Source organism: Nonomuraea sp. NPDC003754 (assembly GCF_053605785.1).
In genome coordinates this window covers 57,673-80,773 of record NZ_JBSGJX010000037.1, presented here as the reverse complement: position 1 = coordinate 80,773, position 23,101 = coordinate 57,673, and the positions used below count along the sequence as shown (strand labels likewise).

Annotated in this window: 23 protein-coding genes; 16 read left to right on the top strand and 7 right to left on the bottom strand. The window is 71.8% G+C overall.

All coding sequences use genetic code 11. From position 1 onward, the window contains the following. Positions 1–5: 5 nt before the first annotated feature. From ACWEVS_RS34995 to ACWEVS_RS34965, 7 genes are all read left to right on the top strand, one after another. Positions 6–1,541 (top strand): N-acyl-D-amino-acid deacylase family protein, encoded by a 1,536-nt coding sequence (locus tag ACWEVS_RS34995; protein ID WP_452417655.1) that lies wholly within the window; start codon positions 6–8, stop codon positions 1,539–1,541. Between the two features lie 26 nt (positions 1,542–1,567). Beyond that, positions 1,568–3,106 (top strand): PucR family transcriptional regulator, encoded by a 1,539-nt coding sequence (locus ACWEVS_RS34990; RefSeq protein ID WP_452417653.1) that lies wholly within the window; start codon positions 1,568–1,570, stop codon positions 3,104–3,106. A 54-nt stretch (positions 3,107–3,160) separates the two neighbouring features. After that, positions 3,161–3,922 carry a GNAT family N-acetyltransferase gene (locus ACWEVS_RS34985; protein ID WP_449928150.1) on the top strand — a complete coding sequence of 254 codons (762 nt, stop codon included), beginning with the start codon at positions 3,161–3,163 and terminating at the stop codon, positions 3,920–3,922. Then, on the top strand, positions 3,919–5,028 hold the full coding sequence (gene menC / locus ACWEVS_RS34980) for an o-succinylbenzoate synthase (protein WP_452554954.1): 1,110 nt from the start codon (positions 3,919–3,921) through the stop codon (positions 5,026–5,028). Before ACWEVS_RS34985 ends, menC begins: the two co-directional genes overlap by 4 nt. A 127-nt stretch (positions 5,029–5,155) precedes the next feature. After that, positions 5,156–5,923, top strand: coding sequence for an SDR family oxidoreductase (locus ACWEVS_RS34975; protein WP_354912727.1), 768 nt, complete (start codon positions 5,156–5,158; stop codon positions 5,921–5,923). A 122-nt stretch (positions 5,924–6,045) separates the two neighbouring features. Next, entirely contained in the window at positions 6,046–7,182 is a 1,137-nt protein-coding gene (locus ACWEVS_RS34970; RefSeq protein WP_452554952.1) for an epoxide hydrolase family protein, read from the top strand. Then, positions 7,179–7,754, top strand: coding sequence for a TIGR03086 family metal-binding protein (locus ACWEVS_RS34965; protein ID WP_452554950.1), 576 nt, complete (start codon positions 7,179–7,181; stop codon positions 7,752–7,754). Before ACWEVS_RS34970 ends, ACWEVS_RS34965 begins: the two co-directional genes overlap by 4 nt. On the opposite strand, the gene ACWEVS_RS34960 is transcribed toward ACWEVS_RS34965, so the two are convergent. Further along, positions 7,718–8,446, bottom strand: coding sequence for a transglutaminase domain-containing protein (locus ACWEVS_RS34960; protein WP_452554948.1), 729 nt, complete (start codon positions 8,444–8,446; stop codon positions 7,718–7,720). The two genes, ACWEVS_RS34965 and ACWEVS_RS34960, sit on opposite strands and share 37 nt — an antisense overlap. Before the next feature lie 40 nt (positions 8,447–8,486). Between ACWEVS_RS34960 and ACWEVS_RS34955 the strand changes: the two genes are divergently transcribed. The 4 genes from ACWEVS_RS34955 (at position 8,487) to ACWEVS_RS34940 (ending at position 11,504) form a co-directional block, all read left to right on the top strand. Further along, positions 8,487–8,861, top strand: a complete 375-nt coding sequence (locus tag ACWEVS_RS34955) for a BlaI/MecI/CopY family transcriptional regulator (RefSeq protein WP_354912735.1) — start codon at positions 8,487–8,489, stop codon at positions 8,859–8,861. Next, positions 8,858–9,799 (top strand): M56 family metallopeptidase, encoded by a 942-nt coding sequence (locus tag ACWEVS_RS34950; protein WP_452554946.1) that lies wholly within the window; start codon positions 8,858–8,860, stop codon positions 9,797–9,799. The genes ACWEVS_RS34955 and ACWEVS_RS34950 overlap by 4 nt, the downstream gene beginning before the upstream one ends. A 43-nt stretch (positions 9,800–9,842) precedes the next feature. After that, positions 9,843–10,586: a (2Fe-2S)-binding protein gene (locus ACWEVS_RS34945; protein WP_452417649.1), complete on the top strand. Its 744-nt coding sequence runs from the start codon at positions 9,843–9,845 to the stop codon at positions 10,584–10,586. A gap of 72 nt (positions 10,587–10,658) precedes the next feature. Next, the gene (locus ACWEVS_RS34940) at positions 10,659–11,504 is read left to right on the top strand and encodes a DUF4097 family beta strand repeat-containing protein (protein WP_452417647.1); all 846 of its coding nucleotides are present in this window, start codon (positions 10,659–10,661) and stop codon (positions 11,502–11,504) included. Between the two features lie 79 nt (positions 11,505–11,583). Here ACWEVS_RS34940 and ACWEVS_RS34935 read toward each other — a convergent pair whose 3' ends face one another. The 5 genes from ACWEVS_RS34935 to ACWEVS_RS34915 form a co-directional block, all read right to left on the bottom strand. Further along, positions 11,584–12,480: a TolB family protein gene (locus ACWEVS_RS34935; protein WP_452554944.1), complete on the bottom strand. Its 897-nt coding sequence runs from the start codon at positions 12,478–12,480 to the stop codon at positions 11,584–11,586. Then, positions 12,477–13,655, bottom strand: a complete 1,179-nt coding sequence (locus ACWEVS_RS34930) for an MFS transporter (protein ID WP_452417644.1) — start codon at positions 13,653–13,655, stop codon at positions 12,477–12,479. The genes ACWEVS_RS34935 and ACWEVS_RS34930 overlap by 4 nt, the downstream gene beginning before the upstream one ends. Positions 13,656–13,658: 3 nt before the next feature. Next, positions 13,659–15,332 carry a discoidin domain-containing protein gene (locus tag ACWEVS_RS34925; protein ID WP_452417642.1) on the bottom strand — a complete coding sequence of 558 codons (1,674 nt, stop codon included), beginning with the start codon at positions 15,330–15,332 and terminating at the stop codon, positions 13,659–13,661. Between the two features lie 180 nt (positions 15,333–15,512). Further along, on the bottom strand, positions 15,513–16,085 hold the full coding sequence (locus ACWEVS_RS34920; protein ID WP_354912745.1) for a TetR/AcrR family transcriptional regulator: 573 nt from the start codon (positions 16,083–16,085) through the stop codon (positions 15,513–15,515). 75 nt (positions 16,086–16,160) lie between these two features. After that, positions 16,161–16,979, bottom strand: a complete 819-nt coding sequence (locus ACWEVS_RS34915; protein ID WP_354912747.1) for a PIG-L family deacetylase — start codon at positions 16,977–16,979, stop codon at positions 16,161–16,163. A gap of 406 nt (positions 16,980–17,385) precedes the next feature. On the opposite strand from ACWEVS_RS34915, the gene ACWEVS_RS34910 reads away from it, so the two are divergent. After that, positions 17,386–18,018 (top strand): hypothetical protein, encoded by a 633-nt coding sequence (locus ACWEVS_RS34910; RefSeq protein ID WP_452417640.1) that lies wholly within the window; start codon positions 17,386–17,388, stop codon positions 18,016–18,018. 40 nt (positions 18,019–18,058) lie between these two features. Here the strand turns inward: ACWEVS_RS34910 and ACWEVS_RS34905 are convergent, their stop codons facing one another. Continuing rightward, positions 18,059–18,661, bottom strand: coding sequence for a TetR/AcrR family transcriptional regulator (locus ACWEVS_RS34905; RefSeq protein WP_452417639.1), 603 nt, complete (start codon positions 18,659–18,661; stop codon positions 18,059–18,061). A gap of 132 nt (positions 18,662–18,793) precedes the next feature. Here ACWEVS_RS34905 and ACWEVS_RS34900 point away from each other — a divergent pair, with 132 nt between their 5' ends. The 4 genes from ACWEVS_RS34900 to ACWEVS_RS34885 all read left to right on the top strand — a co-directional run bounded on the left by ACWEVS_RS34900 (position 18,794) and on the right by ACWEVS_RS34885 (position 23,095). Continuing rightward, positions 18,794–19,015 carry a hypothetical protein gene (locus ACWEVS_RS34900; RefSeq protein ID WP_449928176.1) on the top strand — a complete coding sequence of 74 codons (222 nt, stop codon included), beginning with the start codon at positions 18,794–18,796 and terminating at the stop codon, positions 19,013–19,015. Further along, positions 19,012–20,577, top strand: coding sequence for a carboxylesterase/lipase family protein (locus ACWEVS_RS34895; RefSeq protein WP_452554942.1), 1,566 nt, complete (start codon positions 19,012–19,014; stop codon positions 20,575–20,577). Before ACWEVS_RS34900 ends, ACWEVS_RS34895 begins: the two co-directional genes overlap by 4 nt. A gap of 476 nt (positions 20,578–21,053) precedes the next feature. Continuing rightward, positions 21,054–21,431, top strand: coding sequence for a DUF485 domain-containing protein (locus ACWEVS_RS34890; protein ID WP_354912749.1), 378 nt, complete (start codon positions 21,054–21,056; stop codon positions 21,429–21,431). Then, entirely contained in the window at positions 21,428–23,095 is a 1,668-nt protein-coding gene (locus ACWEVS_RS34885; RefSeq protein WP_449928178.1) for a solute symporter family protein, read from the top strand. Before ACWEVS_RS34890 ends, ACWEVS_RS34885 begins: the two co-directional genes overlap by 4 nt. Positions 23,096–23,101 lie beyond the last annotated feature (6 nt).

Sequence of the window (23,101 nt, the reverse complement as noted above, 5' to 3'; positions counted from 1 at the left end):
TCGCCATGCATGACCTGCTGCTTCGCGACGGGACCGTCCATGACGGGCTCGGCGGACCGCCGCGGCACGCCGACGTCGCGATCGCCGACGGGCGCGTGGTCGCCGTCGGCCCCGACCTCGGCCCGGCCCGCCGTGTGATCGACGTCTCCGGCCTGCTCGTCAGCCCGGGGTTCGTCGACCCGCACAGCCACTCCGACACCGTGCCCTTCCTGGAGGAGGCGCAGCCGTTCAAGCTGCTGCAGGGCGTGACCACCGAGATCGTGGGCAACTGCGGTTTCTCGTGCGGCCCGACCCATCCGGAGACGATGGGCTTCATGCCCGCCGAGCTGGCCGGGGCGGCCTTCACCACGCTCGGCGAGTACCTGGACGCCGCCGAGACGGCCGGGCCGAGCAACAACCTGGCCGTGCTCGTCGGGCACAACACGCTGCGCCTGGCCGCGGCGGGGATGAGCGCCAGGATCACCCCGGATGGGCTGGCGCGCATGTGCGAGCTGGCCGCGCAGTCCTTCGAGGCCGGCGCGGTGGGACTGTCGAGCGGCCTGGAGTACGTGCCCGGCGCCTACGCCGACCTCGACGAACTGGTCGCGCTCGCGCTGGTGGCCAAACGCTGGGACCTGCCGTACGCGACGCACATGCGCAGCGAGAGCGAGGGCCTGGCCGACGCGCTGGACGAGGCGATCGCGGTGGCGCGGCGGGCCGGCATCCGGCTGCAGGTCTCGCACTGCAAGGCCTCGGGGCGAGCGGTGCACGGCGCCTCCGCGATGATGCTGGACAAGCTCGCCCAGGCCCGCCGCGCGGGCGTGGACGTACGCGCGGACGTCTACCCCTACCTGGCCTTCGGCACCATGCTGGTCGCGGTGCTGCCGCCGATCGCGTGCGAGGGCGGCGAGCAGGCGCTGCTCGAACGGCTGGCCGACCCGGCCCAGCGCGCGGCGCTGCGCGCGCTGGCCGAGAGCCCGGACACGGGCACCGGCGTCGGGTTCTGGCGCGAGCTGCACGCCTCGGACGTGCAGATCCTCGTCCACAACGACCCGGGCATCGAGGGCAGGCGGCTGGCCGACCTCGGCGGCGACCCGTGGGAGGCGCTGTGCGACCTGCTCAGGCTGGACCCGCAGGCCTCCGGCGTCTTCCACACCATGCACGAGAAGGATCTCGCGGCGTTCCTCGCCGACCCGCTGGTCTCCATCGGCTCCGACAACGGACCTCCGGTCGGCCCCAACCATCCGCGCACGTTCGGCACCTTCCCCACTTACCTCGGCACCTACGTCGAGAAGGACGACATGCCTGAGGCGATCCGCAAGGTCAGTTCCGCCGTCGCCGCCCAGTTCGGCCTGGCCGGGCGCGGCTGGCTGGGGCCGGGCGCGGTCGCCGACCTCTGCGTCTTCGACCCGGACACGATCGGCCACGCGGGCACCTACGAGCGGCCCGACGTACGGCCGACGGGCGTCGAGCACGTCTTCCTGGCCGGGCATCAGGTGATCGCCGGCGGCGAGTTCACCGGCGGCAGGCACGGCCGGATGCTCAGGCGGGGCGCCCGGTGACGGCGCGCGGGCGGATCACGCTCGGCGTGCTGATCGACAGCCTCGGCCCCGACGTGGTGCGCCCGCTGGCGCTGCCGCACGGAAGGGGACCGCTGGTGGGAACCCCGGTCATCTACGACCCCGAAGGGCCGCAGGCCGGGCTCGACGGCACGGTCCTGCTGGTGACCGGCCGCCCCTCGGCGGAGATCCTGGCCCGCGCGGGCGAGAGCGGGGTGGCCGTCGTCGTGGTCAAGCCGGGCACCTGCGACGAGCAGGCACTGACCACCGCGGCCGAGGCGGCGGGCACGGCGCTGCTCGCCGCGCCGCCCGAGCTGTCCTGGGGCCAGCTCTACACGCTCGTCGACACCCTGCTCGCCATGGTCGCCCCGGCCGAGGATCCTGGCGCCACCCGGGCGGCCGACCTGTTCGTGCTGGCCAACGAGGTGGCCGTCCGGGTGGGTGGCGCGGTGGCGATCGAGGATCTGGCGATGCGGGTGCTCGCCTACTCCACGGTCGAGGGCCAGCGCATCGACGAGCTGCGCAAGGAGGGCATCCTGGGCCGCCGGGTGCCCGAGCACCCGACCAACGCCGAGGAGTACGCGATCGTCCTGCGCGCCGACGGGGTGGTCTGGAGCTACGAGCCGCGCGAGTACTATCCCCGCCTGGCCATCGCGATCCGGGCGCACGGCGAGGCGCTCGGCACGATCTGGGCGGTGCAGGCGGACGAGCCGCTGGCTCACGACGCCGCCGCGGTGCTCGCGGAGGCGGCCGCGGCCGCCGCGCCGCACCTGGCGCGCATCAACCTCGCCGCCGACGCGGCGCGGCGCCGACGGGACGAGTGCCTGGGCTGGCTGCTGCGCGGCATCGGCGCGGTCGACGAGCTGGCCACCTCCTTCGGCCTGCTGCCGAGCGAACCGGTGACGGTCGTGACACTGGGCCCCTACGCGGGCTCGGCCGACGCCTTCGCCGCCGCGCACGCCGCCGACCTGCTGCGTACCGCGTACCTGGCCTACCGGATCCGGGCCGCGACGGGCGTGGTCGACGGCCGCGCCTACGCCATCGCCGCGGCTGAGGCGTCCGCGCCGCTGCTACGCAGAATCACCGTGGACACCCTGGCCAGGGTGAGCGAGCGGCTGGGCGGCGGCTGGCGGGCCGGCATCGGCCGTACCGCCGCCTCCGTCGCCGCCGTGCCCGCCGGCGCGCGCCAGGCGGAGGAGGCGCTGCGCGCGGTCTGCGGGCCGTTCGCCCAGGAGCTGGCCGGTTCGCACGAGGACCTGTCCACGCCGCTGTTCCTCATGGACGCGGAGGCCGCGCTGCGGCCCAAACCCTCCCTGTCCGGCGAGCCGCTGGCGCTGATCGCCGCGCACGACGCCAGGCACGGCACCCAGTACGTGCACAGCCTGGCCGTCTGGATCGGCGCCCACTACGACGTGCCACGCGCGGCCGAACTGCTGTCGCTGCATCCCAACACGCTGCGGTACCGGCTGCGCAAGGTCGGCGAGATGATCGCGCTGGACGACCCGGACACGCGGCTGGTGCTCGCCCTCCAGCTCAGGCTGAACGGCGCCACAACGCGGACCGGGTGAAGTTCGGCGTGGACGCCAACGCCCCGGGCGGCGCGCGCCGCGATGCTGAGTTCCATGGCCGAACACCTCATCATCCGTCCCCTTCACGGCACAGGGGCGCTGCAGCGTGCCGACCGACTGTTGCGCGAGGTCTGGGGCACCAGACGCGGTGACGACCCGCCGATGCTCCTCGACCTGATGTGCGCGTTCGCCCACACGGGCGGATACGTGGGCGGCGCCTTCCTCGACGAGGAGCTCGTCGGGGTGGCGGCAGGTTTCCTGGCGGCCGACCACAGCCTGCACTCGCACGTCGCGGGGGTGGCCGCCAAGGCGCGCGGACGTGGTGTGGGCCGGGCGCTCAAGGAGCACCAGCGGGCATGGGCGGCCGAGCGCGGGCTCGTCGCCGTGTCATGGACGTTCGACCCGCTGGTCAGGCGCAACGCCTTCTTCAACCTGACCCGCCTGGGTGCCCAGGTCCGTGGCTACCTGCCCGATTTCTACGGTCCGATGAGCGACGGTATCAACGACGGCGGGCCGTCCGACCGGCTGTTCGTCACCTGGCCGACCGAACAGGCCGCTCCCCCACCGGTCCCGGAGGGCGACGGGGTGGTGGTGGTGGACGAGACGGGCGCCGTACGGGACGCCGGGGGCGCGCCGCTGCTGCGCTGCGCGACCCCTGCGGACGTCGAGTCGCTGCGCGCGGCGGACCCGGCGGCGGCCGGGCGGTGGCGGGCGGCGCTGGAGAGCGGGCTCGGCGGCGCGCTCGAGCAGGGCTACCGGGTCACCGGCTTCACCCGCTCCGGCTGGTACCTGCTCGCCCGCGGAGGTGCCGCGTGAAGCTCGAGGCCGTCGAACTGCGCGAGGTCGCGTTGCCGCTGGTGAGCCCGTTCCGTACCTCGCTCGGCACCCAGACGGTGCGCACCGCGCTGCTCGTGCGGGTGCTGAGCGACGAGGGCGAGGGCTGGGGCGAGTGCGCGGCCGAGGACGAGCCGACATACAGCCCTGAGTACCTCGCCGGGGCCGCCGACGCGATCAGGCGGTTCATGGTCCCGGCGCTGGCCCCGCTCGACCTGGACCCGGCGGCGGTCGGCCCCGCGCTGCGGCACCTGCGCGGGCACCCGATGGCCAAGGCCGCCGTGGAGACGGCGGTGCTGGACTGCTGGCTGCGGGCCCGCCGCACGAGCCTGGCCGCCCACCTGGGAGGGGTACGGCGGCGCGTGCGCGTGGGCGTCTCCGTGGGCATCGCCGAGACCGTCGACGCGCTGCTGGACACGGTCGACCGGCATCTGACCGCGGGCTACGCCAGGATCAAGCTGAAGATCGAGCCCGGCTGGGACCTCGAGCCGGTCAGGGCGGTGCGCGAGACGTTCGGCGCCGGAGTGATGCTCACCGTCGACGCCAACACCGCCTACCATCCCGGCGACCTCAGGCACCTGGCGAAACTCGACGCATACGGGCTGGCGCTGGTCGAGCAGCCCTTCGCCCCTGACGACCTGCGCGCGCACGCCGCGCTCGCCGCCCGCATGGACACACCCGTGTGCCTGGACGAGAGCATCACCAGCGCGCGCGACGCCGCCGAGGCCATCAGACAGGGCGCCTGCTCGATCATCAACATCAAGCCGGGCCGCGTCGGCGGCTACCTGGAGGCGCGCCGCATCCACGACCTGGCCGAGGCGAACGGCGTGCCGGTCTGGTGCGGCGGCATGCTGGAGACCGGCCTCGGCCGGGCCGCCAACCTGGCGCTGGCCAGCTTGCCCGGATTCACGCTGCCGGGCGACATCTCCGCCACCGAGCGGTACTACCACCGCGACATCACCCGCCCGTTCGTGCTGGACGGCGGCGAACTGCCGGTTCCGGACGAGCCCGGCCTCGGCGTGCTGCCCGAGGAGGCGGATCTGGAGGCGTGCACGACGACGGTGGACACGGTGAGCTGCCGACGTTGAACCCGCACCGGGTCGAGCTCGGTGGCTGCGCGAAGCCGGCGCGGACCCGTGCCGGGCGCGCTCGGGACCGCCGCCACGTGGGCGCCGGTCGTTGACATCACGGGCGGGCGCCGTGAAAGTGGCGGGCGTGGAAGACATCGTCGCCGTCGTGACAGGGGCCGCGCGCGGCATCGGCCGGGGCATCGCCCTCGTGCTGGGTGAAGCCGGCGCCACCGTCTACGTCACCGACCGCGAAAGCCGCGACCAACGCCACTCCGACCTGCCCGGCACGGTCGAGGACACCGCCGAGCAACTGACCGCGCGCGGCGGCCACGGCATCCCCGTGCGCGTCGACCACCGCGACGACCAGGCCGTCGAGGCGTTGTTCGCCAAGGTGGCCGCCGATCACGGCGGGCTGGACCTGCTGGTGGCCAACGCCTGCGACGGCAACGCGCTGCCGTTCGCCGGCGGGCCGTTCTGGACCCTGCCGCTCGACCACTGGCGCAACATGATCGACGTCGGGGTCCGCAGCCATCTCGTCTCGGCCTGGCACGCCGCCCCGCTGCTGATCGAACGGCGGGGCCTGGCCGTCCTGACCGGGTACGCCGATCCCGACGCCGAGGTGATCGCCGGCCATCTGTTCTACGACCTGGCCATGACGAGCGTCAGCCGCCTGGCCCGTTCCCTCGCCCACGACCTGCGCCCGCACGGGGTGACCGCGCTGGCGGTCTCGCCGGGGTTCACCAGGACCGAGGCGATCGTCGCGGCGCTCGGCGACGACTTCCAGGGCGGCGACCCGGTGGAGTTCCCCGGCCGGGCCGTGCGGGCCCTCCTGGACGATCCGGACGTGCGGCGGCACGCGGGGCGCACGATCCCGGTGGCGGAGCTGGCCCGGGAGTACGGCTTCACCGCCTGACCAGGCGGTGTGTGGCACCCACGTGACGGGCGTGCATTTTGCACTTTTTCCGGATGCGATCCGCATGACGTCAGGTGCACACGACACTACCGACAGCTATCGGCCGGCGCAAAAATCATGGCATGACGGAAATCAAGCCATTCACGATCGAGATCCCGCAAGCCGATCTCGACGATCTGAAGGACCGGCTGCGCCGTACCCGCTGGACCGAGGAGCTGCCCGCCGAAGAGCTCGACGGCGTTCCGGCGGCCGGACCGGTGCGGCCGGGCTGGCAGTACGGCGTGCCGCTGTCCTACGTGCGCGACCTGGTGACGCGGTGGCGCGACTCCTTCGACTGGCGCGAGCAGGAGGCCAGGCTCAACCGACACCCGCAGTTCAGCACGGAGATCGACGGGCAGACCGTCCATTTCGTCCATGTGCGCTCGGACAACCCGCAGGCCACGCCGCTGATCCTCACCCACGGCTGGCCGAACACGTTCGTGGAGTACCTCGGCCTGGTCGAGCCGCTGTCACGGGAGTTCCACCTGGTCATCCCCTCCATCCCCGGATTCGGCTTCTCCGGGCACACCAGGCGGCGCGGCTGGGACGCCACACGGGTGGCCGCGACCTGGGCCGAGCTGATGCGGCGACTCGGCTACGCACGCTACGGCGTCCACGGCAACGACGCCGGCGCGATCATCGCGCCCGTGCTCGGCCGGATCGACCAGGACCGGGTGATCGGCGTGCACGTGAACCAGATCTTCTCCTTCCCCTCCGGTGATCCGGCCGAGTTCGCTGGCCTCACCCAGGCGGACCTGGACTATCTGGGGTTCCTGCAGTCGTTCGTCGAACACGCGATCCACGACAAGGCGCAGAGCGCGCAGCCGCAGACCCTGGCGCACGCGCTGGCCGACTCGCCCGCCGGCCTGCTCGCCTGGATCGGGCAGCTGCTCGGCGACGCCCTCGACCCCGACGACGTGCTCACCATCGCCTCGATCTACTGGTTCACCAACACCGCGGCCTCCTCGGCCCGTTTCTACTACGAGAACGCGCACACGCCGCAGCCCACCGAGCCCACCACGTTCCCTCTCGGGCTGGCCAGTTTCGCCTACGACTTCCGGCCGGTCCGCGCCTTCGCCGAGCGGGACCACAAGAACATCACGTCGTGGAACGAGTACGACCGGGGAAGCCACTGGGCCGCCCACGACGCGCCCGACCTGCTGGCCGACGACATCCGCACGTTCTTTTCCACCTTTTCCACGATGGGAGACAAGGCATGAGCCGGCCGATCCTGGAGCAGGCGCACGACGCGCTCCGCACCGCCGTCCAAGGGGTCTCCGACTGGACCGCCCCGACTCCTTGCTCGGACTGGAACGCCACCCAGGTACTGCAGCACGCCGCGGGCGACCAGATCGCCTTCGCCGCGTTCCTCACGGGAGGACCGAGACCGTCGGAGAACCCGTTCGCCCCGTCGGGAAGGCTCGACGCCTCGCCCCAGAGCGTGCTGGAAGAGGCGCTCACGCTGTCCGCGGACGCCTGGGCCGGCATCTCGCCCGACGCCGAGGAGGTCCCGGTCCCCGTTCCACCGAACAAGATGCCCGCCAAGCTCGGCGTGGGCGCCTGCGCCCTCGACGCCGCCGTGCACGCCTGGGACATCGCCATGGCGAGCGGCGCCCCGTCCCCGCTCACCCGGGAGCTCGCCCGCGAACTCCTCCCGGTGGCCCGCCAGATCGTCGAGCCCCTGCGAGCCTTCGGCGCCTACGCCGCCGCGCTCCCGCCCCGGCCGGGCGACGACGACACCGCCACCCTCCTTCGCTACCTGGGTCGCCACCCCGAACCGGAAGGACGTTGACCACGAGCAACCAACTCCCCGTCACCTCCGACCGCTAGGTCGCGCACGGCGGCGGCGCCGGGATCAGCGCCGCCGCCCCGTCCCGCCCACCACACGCGCGCCCGCCGGGGAACCGCGCAGGTCAGGACGCCGCGCGGGTGAGGCCCGCAGAACCGGCCGAACAACTCGTCCCTGGTGTCGAAGTGGCCGAGGTCGGCCACGACCCACGCGGACAGGTCGACCGACGTTCTGCCGACCGCCTCGAACAGCGTCTCCTCGCCGCTGTTGGTGAACGGGTGGCAGGAGTCAAGGCACTCGTAGAGCTCGGACACCGGCACCCACCGGCCGTCCAGCAGGAACTCCGGCCAGGCCAGGACGACCGTGCGGGGCAGCAGGGCCCGCAGCCGCGGGAAGCGCGCAGCCCAGAACCTGCCGTCCACCTGGAGCCCGCGCACCCTCGTGGCGATCCCGCGGGCCCTGGCCACCGCCTCCAGGACGGCGAGCCGCTGGCTGCAGGAGCCCTTGCCCAGGGCCAGCGTGACCGACACCGGCTGGAACTCGTCGAGCGCGTGGACCGGGCGCAGGCGGGCGGCGATGAGCCGGTGTGCCGCGATCAGGGCCGTCCGGGGGTCGCTCTCCTGGACCTCCGCCGCCAGCCGTGCCACCCGCGGATGGGCCCAGTCGAGGACAGGTGTGGTCGTGAGTGTCCGCACACCCCCATCCTGTCCTACGATCGCGGGTAGCATGAGGCGCATGGTGCGCGCTCTGGGCGATCTCGAAGCCACGATCATGGACAAGATGTGGTCCTACCACCGCCCCGCCTCGGTGCGAGACGTGCTCGAAGATCTGCGCCGGGAGCGCGAGATCGCCTACACCACCGTCATGACGGTCATGGACAAGCTCCACAAGAAGGGCCTGCTGCGCCGGGAGCCTGTGGGCAAGGCCTACGTGTACGAGACGGTGACCAGCAAGGAGGCCTACACGGCCGGCCTCATGCGGGAGACGCTGGCCAGCAGCGGCAACCAGGCCGCCACGCTCGTCCACTTTCTGGAGCGGCTGACCCCCGAGGAGTCGGCCGCGCTGGAGTCGGCGCTGCGGGTGTACCCGCCGAAGGGCCGCCAGCCGTGACGGACGCCGTCATCCTGGCCGGCTACGCGGTCGCGGTCGCCGTCCTGCTGCCGGCCCGGCTGAGCAGGGCGCGGTGGGCCGAGCGGGCGCCCAGGCTGGCGATCGCGATGTGGCTGGCGGCCTGCGCGTCGGTCGCCGGTTCGGCGCCGCTGGCGCTGCTGGCCGCCACGGTGCCGGCCGACACGATCGGGCACGGCCTGGCCGACCTGTTCGAGCTGTGCACGATGATCCTGGCCGAGGGCCCGGGAGCGGCCGCGTGGGCGGGGCTCGGCGCCGGCGCGCTGGTGGCGGGCCGGCTGGGGGCATGCCTGGGCGGGGTGCTGGCGAAGGCCAGGAGCGAACGCCGTCGCCACGCGGAGAGCCTGGCCCTGCTCGGCCGTCCCGACCGCGAGCTCGGCGCCGTCGTCGTCGACTACGCCGAGCCGCTGGTCTACTGCCTGCCCGGCAGGGCCGCCACCACCGTGATCACCACGGCCGCCCTCAGGTCGCTGAACGGCGAGCAGGTCGCCGCCGTGCTCGCCCACGAGCGGGCGCACGTGCGCGGCAGGCATCACCTCGTGCTGGCCGCCGGGGAGGCGTTCGCGCGGGCCTTCCCGTTCGTGCCGCTGTTCTCCGCGGCCCGCGCGGAGGTGGCCCGCCTGGTCGAGCTGCGCGCGGATGACGTGGCCGCCAGCCGCCACCCCCGGGTGCAGGTCGCCGCCGCGCTGGTGGGCCTGGCCACGGGGCGGGTGCCGGCGTTCGTGATGGGCGCGGGCGGGGAGAGCGCGCTGGCCAGGGTGCGCCGCATGCTGCGGCCGGCCGCGCCGCTGGGCCGCCGCCAGCGGGTGGCGGGGCTGGCCGCCGTCGCGTCGCTGCTGGCGGGTCCCGCGGCGGTGGCCGCGGTTCCTGGGCTGGCCGCGTTCGTCGCCCACCACTGCCACTCGCTTCCCCTGCTGTGAACTACGATCCTTCGTCGTAGCTCGATCTCGACGAAGGATGCGCATGCACGACGTGTTCGCCAGGCTCGACGCTTTCGGCGAGCGGTACCGGCTCGACCACGGCCTTTCTCCCGGCGAGGACTGGATCGACTGCTCGCGGCTGCTCGATCCCGGCTCGCCGGAGCTGACCCGCGTCCTCGATGCCGAACGGCACGCCAGCGGCCAGGTGAGCGACCACGCCACGGCACTGACGGTGATCGCCGTCTACGCGAGCCGCGTCACCCCCGCCGCGCTGCTGGCATGGGCGCTGGAGGGAGTCCTGATCGACATGCGCCCCTCGAACGTGGCCATCCGCCTGTCGGAGCATCACGGGTTCGAGGCGGTCGGGCTGCGGGAGCCGTCCGTCACCGAGGGCCCGGTGGAGAGGCTGGTCTCCTGGGTGCTGGAGGAGCATCTGCTGCCGCTGGCCGCCGCGCTGCGCGTACGGACCAGGGCGGGGCTGCGGCAGCTCGAGGGCGGGATCGCGTACGGCTGCGCGACGGCCTTCGGCGCCGCGGCGCTGCGCGGCGCCGACGTGGACGCGCTGGAGGCGGCCTACCATCGCTTCCTGTCGGCCGCGGGCGGCAGGCTCGTCCGGCTGGGCCGGCTGGTACGGCTCGCGGAGGCCGGCCGGGAGGGGCTGTTCTACCTGCGCGACACCTGCTGCCTGTACTACACCTCGGCCGAGAAGGAGCTGTGCGCGAGCTGCTGCCTGGTCAGCGAGTCCGACCGGATCGCGCGCTACCGGGCGGCACTCAGGAAGGCCTGAGAGGCGACACTGACGCCAGGGTGAGGCCATATCCCTCTTGTCATGGTGTCATCATGGCGTCATAGTGGTGCCGTGCCCGAGACCTTCGAGACCCCAGACCCGATCACCGCGACGATCTCCACCGGCACCGGCAGCCTGCGGATCGAGGCGAGCGACCGCGCCGACACCGTCGTCACGGTCCGCCCGCGCGACGAGTTCGACGACGCCGACGTGCAAGCCGCCCGGCAGACCACCGTCGAGTTCGTGGGCGGGCGACTGCTGGTGAAGGCGCCCAGGAAGCGGGGGCTGTCGCTGTTCAGCTGCCCCGGTTCGGTCGACGTGCTGATCGAGCTGCCGGCCGGCTCGCGCGTCGAGGCGTCCACGCAGGCCGAGATCCGCGGCAGGGGGCGGCTCGGCGAGTCCTCGTTCACCACCGCCATGGGCGGCATCACGCTCGACGAGACGGGACGGCTCCGGCTGAGCTCGGGCGACGGCGACGTCAGCGTGGCCGGTTCCACCGGCCACGCCGACGTCACCACCGACAACGGCACGATCGACGTGCGGCGCGTCGACGGCACCGCGCTGATCAGGACCGCCAACGGCGACATCAGCCTCGGTGAGGTGCGCGGCGACCTGCGGCTCAAGACCGCCTACGGAGACATCACCATCGACCGCGCGCTGGCGGGTGTCCACGCCAGGACCGCCCACGGCAGCATCCACGTCGAGGAGGCGGTGCGCGGCTCGCTCGACCTCGAGACCGCCCACGGCCAGCTGGAGGTCGGCGTCAAGCGGGGCACGGCCGCCTGGCTCGAGGTGAGCGCGCCGTACGGCACGGTGCGCAACCTGATGACGGCGGCGGCCGGGCCCGAGGAGTCCGACGAGACCCTCGAGGTGCGCGCCCGCACCTACCACGGCGACGTCGTGATCCGCCGCGCCTGAGCCCTCGCGGCCGTCGCCGCCCGGCGCGGGAGCACCCGGCCGAGATCAGCGGACGGCCCAGGTCAGCGGACGGCCCAGGTCAGCGAACGGCCGACGGGGAGGAGGCGTCGGCGACCAGCAGCCGGGGCGCGCCCGTGCCGTCGGCGGGTACCGCCCACACGTCCCCGCCCTTGGCGTACATCACGGTGTCGCCGTCCAGCCACGCCGCCTGGTCGTCGACGTCGGCCTGCTCGGCGAGCGGGGTCTCGGCCATCGTCGCCAGGTCGAGCGCGTGCAGCCGCCACGTCCCCCCTGGCATGCGCTTCTTGAACACCAGCCGCCCGCCGTCCGGCGACAGGGAGGGGCATTCGGCGTTGGCGCGCAGCACGCGCGCCTCCCACTTGCCGTAGTCGCCCTGCACCAGGTACGTCTTCCCGCGGGTGGAGACGGTGGCGTAGAAGCGGTTGTCGTCGGGCGCGAAGGTGACCCCCCAGTAGTTGACGTCGGCGGCGTGGTAGCGACGCCCGTCCTTGATCAGCGGGATCTGCTCCATGTTGGTGACCGCGTAGCCGGTCCGGTTGTCGAGGATGCCGGTCCAGGTGGAGAAGCCCGAGGTGTTGTAGGAGTCGCCGGTCACGAACACCGTCCAGGAGATCATCCGCCCGCTGGAGGAGACCCGGGCACGGCTCGGGATGCCGGCGATGTGCAGCCGCCTGGTCTCCCTCATCGTCCGGTCGACGACGACGGCGTAGGTCTTGGCCACGTCGGTGACCAGGCAGATGCCCGTCCCCGAGGCGGTGGCGAACCGCTCGCACCGGGTACGGCTGCCGCGCACCAGGCCGGTGCGCCCGTCCCTGACCACGATCTGGCCCGGCCGCGCGAGGTCGAAGGCGGCCGGGCCGCCTTCCGCGGCCACCCTCGCGGCACGCACGGTGTAGAACAGCGCGCCGCCGCCGAGCACGAGCAGCGCCGCGGCGAGGATGAGCGCCTTCCTCATCTGACCACCTTCCAGAGCGCCAGGCATGCCACGACGCCGGCGCCCATCGCGACCAGTCCTGGCACGGGTCCGGCGAGCGTCCACGCCGCGCCGAACAGGATCGAGGAGAGCATGCGGGCGACGGCCTGCCCGGTCTGCAGCACCGCCAGCCCGCTGGTGCGCAGGTGGGCGGGCAGCAGCGGGCCGGCCGCGGCCATCAGCACGCCGTCGGTGGCCGCGTAGAAGAGCCCGAACAGCGCCAGCACCAGCCAGTACGGCGCGCCGGTCGCCAGCAGCGCGTAGACGCCGACCAGCGCGAGGTGGCCGAGCAGGAAGACGGGGACCCGGCCCCACCTGTCGGCCAGCCTGCCCAGCGGCACGGCCAGCAGCAGATAGACGGCGGCCGTGCCGAGCGGAAGCAGCGGGAAATGCTCGGGCGCGATGCCGGTGCCCTTCTGCAGCAGCAGGTAGACGAACGGATCGCTGATGGTGACCAGGCCGAGCGCGGCGGCTGTCAGGCAGATCCGGCGGAACGGCGGCAGCCGCAGCAGCGCGAGCGCGGGGCCCAGGCGCACCCCCTGCCGCGCGGGCAGGGCCGGCGTCTCCCTGACGTACAGGGCCAGCAGCACCACCCCGAGCACGGCGATCGCGAAGCTGACCACGAACACCGCGTCGTAGGCGCCGGTCGCACCGAGCACCGCGAAGGCGGCCAGCGGTCCGAGGAACGCGCCGACCGTGTCCATCGCCCGGTGCACGCCGAAGGCCTGCCCCTGCGTCTCGGGGGTGGCGCTCAGCGAGATCAGCGCGTCACGGGGCGCCGTCCGCAGGCCCTTGCCCGTCCGGTCGGCCGCGACGACCGCGCCGAGCAGGCCCACCGAGTTCCCGGCGGCGAGCAGGCCGAGCTTGCACGCCGCCGAGAGCCCGTAGCCGATGCCCGCCACCAGCTTGCGCCGCTGCCACCGGTCGGCGGCGTGCCCGGCGGCCAGCCGTACCAGCGCGGTCACGCCGAAGTAGAGGCCGTCCAGCAGGCCGTAGGCCAGCGGGCTGAGCCCCAGCACGAGCACCGCGTAGTACGGCAGGACCGCGGTCACCATCTCGGCGGAGATGTCGGTGACCAGGCTGACCACGCCCAGCGCCAGCACGTTGGCCGGCACCGCCGTGGTCAGCCCGCGGTAGCGGAATCCGGAGATGTACATGCCTCAGTGGCAGGTGTAGGTGGGGCTGGTGTCCTTGACCTGGCCGTCGACGCCGATCAGCTGCGACGAGAAGGTGCTGTCGCCCATCGTCAGCTTCACCACGCCGAACGTCCCCGACAGCCGCTTCTGGCTGTTGGGCTGCACGTTCTCGATGTTGTACGGCGAGGCGCCGCCCATGCCGCCGAGGATCTCGACGATGCCGTTCGGGTCGGCCTGCGCGTTCGGGTTCTGCGGGCCGAACCGCTCGTAGTGGTGGTCGTGACCGTTGAGGACGAGGTCGGCTCCGCGCTCGTAGAGGATCTGCCACACCGGCCTGCTGACCGGGTCGTTGCCGTGCTCGCCGGAGCTGTACAGCGGGTGGTGCCAGTAGGCGGCGACGCACCGCTTGTTCGTGGCGGCCAGGTCGGCCTTCAACCAGGTGATCTGGGCGCTCTGGTCGAAGAGGTTGGAGTCGAGGGCCACGAAGTGCCAGTTGCCGCGGTCGAAGCTGTAGTAGCTCTTGCCGTTGGGGAAGGCGATCGAGCCGAAGTAGGACTTGTAGCCGGCCTCGAAGCCCGCGGGGTCGTAGCTCTCGTGGTTGCCGGGCGACGGGCGGGTCTTGCTCTTGAACGCGCCCCACGTCTTGTCGTAGTAGGCGGTGAAGTCCTGCAGCCGGGCGTCGTCGTACTGGTTGTCGCCCATCGTGATGACGAACTCGGGGTTCATCTGCTTGACCAGGTTGGCCGTCTTCGGGTGCACGCAGGAGCTGGAAGAGGCCGTGCACTGCTCGGCGATGTCACCCGCGGCGGCCACCACGAAGGTCTCGCCGCCGGAGGAACTGCCGACGGTGAGCTTGTCCAGGTTCGGGCCGCCGGTCGAGCCGGTGGCGGTGGCGCGGACGGTGTTGGCGCCCGCCTTGAGCGTGGTGGGCAGCGTGACGTCGGCCCAGGTGGACCAGGCGCCGGTGCCGGGGAAGTCACGCGTGGTGGTGGCGCCGTTGACCGCGATGGCCAGCGGGCGGGCGGCCGTGGTCCCGTTGGCGTAGCGCAAGGTCAGGTTGGCCGGGCCGGCCGTCGCGGCCTGGACCGTCCACTCGACGTAGCCGCCCGGGGCGTTGACGTAGTCGACGAAGCCGGAACCGGTGTAGCCGGCGTGGTTGCTGGCCACGGAGGCCTGCGAGAGCGTGGCGTCCTCCGCCTGGTAGTCGGGGCCGCCCGGGTTGCCGCCCCCGCCGTCGCCGTAGACCTGCATCTCGTAGAGCGAGTAGCCGTAGGAGGTGCCTCTGGCGGTGCCGTACAGGCGCACGAAGCGGCCCGAGCCGGTCACGGTGAGGGTGTCGGTGCCGCCGTCGCCACTTGTGGTGGAGTGGACGGTCGTCCAGGCGACGCCGTCGGCGGAGGTCTGGATCTGGTACGCCTTGGCGTAGGCCGCCTCCCACGTCAGCGTGACGCGGGAGATCGGGGTGACCGCACCGAGGTCGACCTGGATCCATTCCGGGTCGTGGCCCTCGGCGGAGGCCCATCGGGTGGCGGTGAGGTCGCCGTCGAAGGCGGCGGCGGCCCCTAACGAGGCGTCCTCGATCGAGGAGGCGGTGGCCGGCTTGCCCTGAGAGAGCAGGGTTTCGGCCGCCGTGGCCGAGGCCGGTACGGCGAGCAACCCGGCCACCAGGGTGAGGGATAACAGCAGGGCACGCGACATTGACAGCTCCAAGGCATGGGGCTACGACTCACGACGCGCGGCCGGGGCAGAAAGGTAACTGAGCGCGTCACGTCGTCGCCGACGCCGCGCCAAGCCGCTCAGCCGCATCTTGGCAAGCGGTTCGGGAGGGTGTCAATAAAGTTAGGAAAGGTTCCTAACTTCGTCACCGACGCGTCGGGGTCACTTCACCGCGATGCCGTCGAGGTAGGACTCCAGCGCGGCGAGCAGGTCGAACTCCGGCTCCAGCAGCCACTGGATCTGCAGGCCGTCCAGGACGGCGATCAGCAGCGGCCCGCTCGCCTCGGGCACGACCTCGCCGCGCTCCTGCGCCTGCGCGATCGTGGCGGAGAAGAGCTCGCGGCTGGTGCGGTAGCGCTTCTGGAAGAAGTCGTGCGCGGGATGCTCGGGGTCGGTGGCTTCGGCCGACAGCGTCACGAACAGCCGCATGACGCCCTGGGCGGTCATGTTGCGGATCATGAGCTCGCGCATCGCCACGCGGAAGCTGCCGACCTCCGCCCACTTCTCCTCGAACCACGGGATGTCGATGTCGTCCCGCTGCTGCAGCACGGCGGCCAGCAGGTCCTCCTTGGACGGGAAGTAGTGCAGGACGCCCGCCAGGGTGAGTCCGACCTGGGTGGCGACGTCGCGCATCGACGCGCCCCGGTAGCCGCGGACACTGAACAACTCCCTGGCGGCGTCGAGGATCTGCTGCCTGCGGGCGATACCGACGGCGTAGGGCTTCCTGGTGGCCATGCGATCGAGGATAACAAACCTATCGGTTGGTAGCTTTTCCTGTCGCCGCCACCGGGGCCCCGAGCCGCGCCTCCCTCAGCCGCGCAGGCCCGCGAACAGGTCGTCCTCCTGATCAGGCGCGGCCACCTTGGCGACCTTCCTGACGAACGACTCGGTCGCGAACGCCCGATGCTGGGCCTCCTCCGGCATCTGCAACAGGAAGATGCTGTCACTTTGGCTGGCGTGCGCCCGCAGCGCCTTGACCTTGTTCTCCACGTACGGCGAGACGTCGACCACGGTCGTGATCAGCTCGTCCGGCGTGCCGAAGTCCTCCGGCAGTTCGACCTCCTCCATCTCGATCCCGGAGGCGCGCATCCAGTCGAACATCTCCTGCACCCGGGCCCGCGAGACGGCCGTGTAGTAAAGCTTGTCGGGAATGCCCGTCGACTCCGTCGCCGCCACCGCGATCCTGTGCGCCTGGATGTGGTCGGGGTGACCGTACCCGCCCTTCTCGTCATAGGTGACCACGACCTGCGGCCGGTAGCGCTCCATCAACCCGGCCAGCCGGGCGGCCGCCTCGTCCACCGGCACGTTGCAGAAGGAGTCGGGATGGGCGTTGCCCGCCCAGCCGTCCATGCCCGAGTCGCGGTATCCGAGCAGCTCGACGTGCTCGATGCCGAGGTGGGCGACGGACTCCTTCAGCTCGGCCAGCCTGCGCTCGGCGACCTCGGCGTCGTCGTGACCCGGGTCGCCGGGCTTGACCCCGCCCGGACCGTCACCCTGCTCACCGTTGGTGCACGTGACCAGGACGGTCCTGATGCCCTCGGCGGCGTAACGGGAGAGGATGCCGCCGGTGCCGATCACCTCGTCGTCGGGGTGCGCGTGAACGGCCATCACTGTCAACTGTCGATCCATCTTTGCATTCAACCGCACGTCCCCGACAATTCCGCACCGGGAAGGGCTAGCAGTGAACACCACCGCCGGACCACCCGTGATCCGGATCTGCCGGCGGACCAGCTGGTCGGCTGACTGCGCGCCCGGCCGTCAGACGCTGATCCGCGTGCCGGGAAGATCCGGAGAGTGACCGCCCCGGCCCCGGTTTGAGTCTCCAGTGGGGGAGACAGCAAGCTGAGGGCATGGACAGCGACACGCTCTGTTCCATCGGAGAACTATCCCGCAGGACCGGCCTGACGGTGAAGACCGTCCGGTTCTACTCCCCGACAAGGGCATCGTCCGGCCGACCGACCGCAAGATCCAGACCCTCCGCTTGCGCCGTGCAGTACTTCGAGCAGTCGCCAGACGCGGCCCCACCACCATGGAGATGGACCTCATGCACCGACTCGCCACCCTTCCCCAGTCCGAGCGACGCCGGCTGGTAGCCGATTTCCTCGACGACGCCTTCAGCGGTCTCCACGCCAACCCCGAGTTCGTGACCCTGATGCGATCCGCCATGCCCGAACTCCCCGACGACCCGACGCCGGATCAGGTCGAGGCCTGGATGGAACTCGCCGAACTCTGCCAGAACGCGGACTTCCGTACCGCGCTGCGCCGCACGGCCGAGGACCAGGCCGAAGAGCCTCCCCGACACGACATCAGCGGCCTGCACGACGGCCTCGACCAGGTGATGCGTGAACGAATCGACGAAGCCGTCTCCGCCGGCATCCTCCAGGCCGCCGCCAGAACCGCACCCCCAACGGTCTCACTGGGCAGCCTCTACGCCGACGCGTTGGAGCGTGCCGACGACGGCGATCTGCGCCGCTGGCTCCTGGCCCACCTGCGGACAACCGCCCACCCGCACGCCGAGCGCTACTGGAAAACTGCTGGCGACGATCAACGGATGGCCCGCGTCGCCGACACTCGCCCCCCTTTACAGCTGGTTCACCACCGCTCTCCGCCACCAGCGATGACGTCGAACAACCCGCGCCGCCCCGAGGCCGGGCCCGGTCGCTCCTGACGCGACCGCGGCGGCACGCGGGCGACACAGACGATGTGGATCACGTCGTGGTGAAGATGCGGGCGAGCTGGTGGTCGATCACGGCGACGGCGTCCGCGGCAGACTGCTGTCCCAGCAGAACGCTCGGCTGAATCCCATAGGCGCCCGCCACCAGGAACGCCGCCTCGGCCGCGGCGTCGATCTCCCGGGGGACCTGGCCGGCCTCCTGCCCTTGACCGATCAGTCCGCTCACCAGGTTCTCCACCGCGCGCGGCGCGTCGCGGGCGACCTTGGCCAGAGCAGGGTCGGTCAGGAAGCGGACGAAGTAGGCGGCGTACACCAGGTGCCGGTTGCGCCGTTCCTCATCCAACGGGAGCAGTTCGAGCAGTACTCCCCGCACGATCGTGCGCGTGCCGGGCACTTCGCCGAGCATCGCGAGGCGCTCGCGGGCCCGTTGCTCGGCGTCGTCGTTGAGGATCTCCAGCGCGCCGAGCAGCAGCTGGTCGCGGGTGCCGAAGTAGTACTGCAGCAGCCGGGCGGAGACCCCGGCCTCCGTGGCGACCTGCCGCAAGGTGACGTCCTCGAGGCCACCGCGGGTGGCCAGACGCCAGACGGCTTCTGCGATCTGGCGGCGGCGCTGGCCGTGGTCCACCTGTCTAGGCATGTCATCCGTCCCTGGCGACTCGTTGTGGTGCGATCGTACCAAGACAGTGTTATGGTTCGATCGCACCATAAACCGCGGGCGTGGCCGCGCCCGCTGTCACGGCCCTTCGGGGCGATGGGAGACAAAGCGCACATGAAGCACGTCACCGTGCTGATCATCGGCATGTTGCTGCTGGTCCTGGGAGCACAGGGTGCCATCCGATTGCTGGCCGATCACGACAACGCGGGCCTGCTCGCATGGCTGCCCGGCGGGTTCGCGGTATGGCTGGCGTGTTACACGATGGCCGCCGTCGCCGGGGCACTCCTGGCGGGCTGGGGCAGCAGGCAGGCCAAGCAGAGCGGGCGCGGCGCATGACCGGCCGTACACCGGCGACGGCCGTGGTCCTCGCCCTGCTGGCGAGCCTGTCGATGCTCGTGGCGGGCGGCACCCCCGCCCATGCCGGCGATACCTCAGGCCCGGTCGTCGTGACGGCGTCGGGCAAGCTCCAGGGCACGGACCAGAACGGAGTCCGCCGCTTTCGCGGCATCCCGTACGCCGCTCCGCCCACCGGGGAGCGGCGCTGGCAGCCACCCCAGCCGGCCGACTCCTGGGCCGGCACCCGCGACGCGACGACGGCAGGACCGGCGTGCATACAGCCGGAGGCACCTGACATGCCGAAGGGCACCCCGCGGAGCGAGGACTGTCTGACACTGGAGGTGACCACGCCCGCCCGGCCCGGCAAGGGACGGCCGGTCATGGTTTGGGTTCCCGGCGGCGGCTTCATCACCGGCGCCGGTTCGATCTACGACCCGGCACGGCTGGTCAGGGCCGGAGACGTCGTGGTCGTGACGGTCAACTACCGGCTCGGCGTGTTCGGCTTCTTCGCCCATCCCGAGCTCGGTGACAGCAGTAACTTCGGCCTGCAGGACCAGGTGGCGGCGCTGCGCTGGGTGCGCGCCAACATCGCCGCGTTCGGTGGCGACCCCGGCAAGGTCACGCTGGCCGGATCCTCCGCCGGCGCGATGAGCGCCTGCACCCTGATGACCTCACCGGCCGCCAGGGGCCTGTTCCACCGGGCGATCGTGCAAAGCGGATCGTGCCGTACCAGCCATCCGGCAGGAGCCATGGGCAAGGGCGTCAGCGCGATCTCCTCCTGGCACCCGATCAGCACGATCCAGGCCACCGGCCAGGCCCTGGCCAAGCAGCTGTCCTGCGCGGACGTGGCCTGCCTGCGCCACAAGAGAGCCGGCGAGCTGCTGCCGTACACCGCCTGGTTCCCGCTGCTCGCCTACGGCACCGGCATCGTCCCGCGGGAGCCGGCGAAGGTCTTCGCCGCAGGCGAGCAGGCGGCCATACCGCTGTTGCAGGGCAACACCCGCGACGAGCACGTCGAGTTCACCCTGGCCGGCTACCCGCGAGGCATCACCGCCCGCCAGTACCCGGCCATGCTCGAGACCGCGTTCGGACCGGCCGCCCCACGTGTCGAACGACGCTACCCGGCGCGACGCTTCCCCTCTCCCGCCACGGCGGCCAGCCGCGTGTTCAGTGACAGCGGCTGGATCTGCCCCTCCTGGAAGTCGGGTCGCGAGCACGCGAGGAAGGCGTCCACCTACGTCTACGTCTTCGCTGACCCGTCGGCACCCACTCCCAGCGGAGCGCCCCTGCCCGCCCACGTCCGGCCCGCCACCGCGCACGGAGCCGAGACCTCCTACCTGTTCGACTTCCCCGACGCCCCGAAGCTCACCGCGGATCAACGGCGCCTGGCGGACCGGCTCGTCGGCTACTGGGCCCGGTTCGTCCGGACCGGCGACCCCAACGGGGCGGGCAGCCCGACGTGGCCTCGTCTCGGTGCCGCCGACGGCGCGCTCAACCTCGCTCCGGAGGCGGTCCGACCGGTCAACGCAAGGATCGCCCACCACTGCGATCTCTGGTTCTGACGGCCAGATCTCTCCGCCACGATGGTCCGCGCGCCGCGCTGGCCATCGTAAACATCACGCCGTGGAGCCCCGTCCAGCGCCTGCGCTGACGCGGCGTCACCAGGCGGGCTTCGTAGGCGGCGATGACAAGTCCGGCGCGGTCTCGGGCATGGCGGCTCGAGCAGCGTCTCCCCCGACGCGACCGCCCGGATCGGGCCGGGGAGCCGGGGGCAGCGGGTGGCCGATCGTTCCCGCTTCGGCCTGGGCCACGACCAGCGGCAAGCCGCCGGTTCAGCCGACGACGGCGGCCGCGGCAACAGGCGCTCCAGCTGCCGGAAACAGGAGTTCCCGCATTCCCCGGAAAAAGTGCGGAGGCGACCGTATCGTTTCATCTCGCTGTGCAGTCGCATCACCACAGAGTGTCATCGCGCGAGCCAGGGGAGGGCCGCATGGTGGGGGCCTCAGGACGTCACGGCCCGCCAGGGCCATATGCGGAGTTGGCGCAGGACAGGAGGTTCCGTCTTCTCAGGACACGGTTTCGCCGGCTGGCCATCGGCATCGTCGCCTCGTTCCTCGGCTGGTATTTCCTCTACATCTCGCTGTCGGTGTTCGCCCGCGACTTCATGGCCTCGCCGGCCATCGGCAACGTCAACGTCGCCCTGGTCCTGGGCGTGCTCCAGTTCGTCTCGACCTTCGTCCTGGCCTGGCGCTACACCCGCTACGCCCGCAAGATGCTCGACCCGCTGTCGGCGCAGCTGCGCCACGAGGCCGAGCTGCGGCAGGCCGAGCAGGAGCGGGCCGCGCAGCTGCTAGCCGAGCGCCGGCGCATCGAGAACTGGACCCCCTCGCCCCGGCACGGAAGGCGGCACCGATGACCGGGACCGCGTTGACGTTCGGCCTGTTCGTCCTGTTCATCGCCGTCACCCTGGTGGTCACCTTCTGGGCCAGGAGCAACACCAGGTCGGCCGAGGACTTCTACGCCGGCGGCAGGGCCTTCTCCGGCGCGCAGAACGGGCTGGCCCTGGCGGGCGACTACATGTCGGCGGCGTCGTTCCTGGGCATCGCGGGCATCATCGCGCTGTCGGGGTATGACGGCTTCCTCTACTCCATCGGCTTCCTGGTCGCGTGGCTGCTGACGCTGCTGCTGGTGGAGCTCATGCGCAACGCCGGCCGGTTCACGATGGCCGACGTGCTGTCCTACCGGGTACGGCGGCAGCCCAAGGTGCGCACCGCCGCGGTGGTCTCCACCGTCACCGTGTCGGTGTTCTACCTGCTGGCGCAGATGGTCGGCGCGGGCGCGCTGGTGTCGCTGCTGCTGGGGGTGTCGACCGACGCCGCCAAGGTGGCGACGATCGTGACCGTCGGCACGATGATGATCTTCTACGTGATGTTCGGCGGGATGAGGGGCACCACATGGGTGCAGATCATCAAGGCCGTGCTGCTGATGGCGGGCACGATCGTGCTGACGGTGCTGGTGCTGGGCCGGTTCGGGTTCAACCTCAGCGAGATGCTCGGCGCCGCCGCGAAGGCCAGCGGCGAGCCCGACTTCCTGCGGCCGGGCGCGAAGTTCGCCCAGGAGGTGGAGGGCGACCCGGTCAGGACGCTGCTGAACAAGCTCGACTTCATCAGCCTGGCCCTGGCACTGGTGCTCGGTACGGCGGGCCTGCCGCACATCGTCACGAGGTTCTTCACCGTGCCGGACGCCCGCACCGCCCGCGCCTCGGTCAACTGGGCGATCGGCCTGGTCGGCGTCTTCTACCTGATGACGCTCGCGCTGGGTTTCGGGGCGACGGCGCTGGTGGGCCAGGAGGCGATCCTGGCGCAGGACCCGTCGGGCAACACCGCCGCGCTGCAGCTGGCGCAGGTGCTCGGCGAGTTCGTCGGCGGCCCCATGGGTGGTGACCTGCTGCTGGCCTTCATCGGCGCCGTGGCCTTCGCGACGATCCTGGCGGTGGTGTCCGGGCTGGTGATGGCCTCCTCCACCTCGCTGGCCCACGACTACTTCGGCCACGTGCTGATGTTCGGACGGCCGCGCGAGTCGCAGGAGGTCGGGGTGGCCCGCTTCTCGGCCCTGGTGATCGGGCTGCTGGCGATCGGGCTCGCGGTGATCGCCCGCCAGCAGAACGTCGCGTTCCTGGTGGCCCTGGCGTTCGCGATGGCCGCCTCCGCCAACCTGCCGGCGATCGTGCTGTCGCTGTTCTGGAAGCGGTTCAATTCCACGGGCGTGGTGGCCGGGGTGTACGGCGGGCTGTCGGGGTCGGTGCTGCTGGTGGTCTTCTCCCCCGTCGTGTCGGGCAAGATCGACCCGGTCACGGGGGCCGGCCTGTCGCTCCTGCCCAAGGGCATCGACTTCGCCGTCTTCCCGATGGAGAACCCCGGCCTGGTGTCGATCCCCTTCGGCTTCCTGTGCGCTGTCGCCGGGGCGCTGCTCAGCAAGGAGAAGGCCGATCCCGACCGGTTCGACGAGCTGTCGGTCCGGTCGTTGACCGGAACGGGCGCCCATCGGGCCGCCACGCGCGGGACACGCCGCCAGTACTAGCCGCCT